Genomic DNA, 543 nt, shown 5'->3' with positions numbered 1-543 from the left:
CCATCGAGCACGGCATCCGCTGCGTGAAGATGGACCCGGTGGTGACTCTCACCATGATGGCGGCCGTGACGAACCGGCTCGGCTTGGGCTCGACCGCCTCCACCACCTATTTCGAGCCCTTCCACGTCGCCCGCGTCTTCCAGACCCTGGACCTCATGAGCAACGGGCGCGCGGCCTGGAATGTCGTCACCTCGCTGAACGACGGCGAGGCGGCGAACATGGGCCATGCCGAGACGATGGCGCATGACGCGCGCTACGACCGCGCCGACGAATTCGTSGAGGTGGTGCTGTCCCATTGGGACGCCTGGGAGGACGACGCACTCATCGTCGACAAGGCCACGGGCCGCTTCGGCGACGGCCACAAGGTGCATAGGCTGAATTTCCAGGGAAGCTACCTGCAGAGCCACGGAACCTTCACCGTGCCGCGGAGCCCGCAGGGGCGGCCGGTGCTGATCCAGGCCGGCAGCAGCGGCCGCGGCAAGGCCTTCTCGGCGCGCTGGGCTGAGATGGTCTTCGTCGCCTATCACGACCTCGCCGCGGGGC

The 543-nt window shown here is 67.7% G+C and carries 1 protein-coding gene; it reads left to right on the top strand.

The genetic code is table 11. From position 1 onward, the window contains the following. Positions 1 to 543: LLM class flavin-dependent oxidoreductase (locus tag AC1DWF_RS37880; RefSeq protein WP_476843548.1), on the top strand; the 543-nt coding region annotated here is incomplete at both ends.

Source organism: Aminobacter sp. P4_D5, assembly GCF_056401815.1.
The sequence above is the reverse complement of the archived record's forward strand: the minus strand, read 5'-3'. Positions and strand labels throughout refer to the sequence as shown.